The 358-nt window shown below is 63.1% G+C and carries 1 protein-coding gene; it reads right to left on the bottom strand.

The window, feature by feature from the left end; all coding sequences use genetic code 11:
- Positions 1–358, bottom strand: a 358-nt coding sequence (locus tag J1C49_RS21605) for a calcium-binding protein (protein ID WP_370639454.1), incomplete at both ends; no start/stop codon positions are given.

Genomic DNA, 358 nt, shown 5'->3' on the forward strand with positions numbered 1-358 from the left:
TCCTCGTCATAGAGGACGACCTCGACGCGGTCAGCGCCCGTCCCGCCGTAATAGATAAGCTCTTCGATGCCATCAAATTGCAGGCCGTCATTGAGCGTGACGGTCTCGGTCGACCGCGGATCGAATGTGAAGTCTTCGTCGGCCGTATTGGGTGTGTTGATGTCGAGACGCACGATCAGGCGATCCCGACCGGTGCCGCCGTGAACGGTATCGCCGCCGCCGTCGCTGATGTTGATGCGGTCATCACCGGCACCGGCATCGATGCTGTCCACGCCCTCGCCCGCAGCCAGGGTGTCGTCCCCGTCTCCGCCGATGAGGGTGTCGTTGCCGAACCCGGTGGTGATGCTGTCATTGCCCG

Source organism: Cognatishimia sp. F0-27, assembly GCF_020667845.1.
In the GTDB taxonomy this organism is placed as follows: domain Bacteria; phylum Pseudomonadota; class Alphaproteobacteria; order Rhodobacterales; family Rhodobacteraceae; genus JAFMPQ01.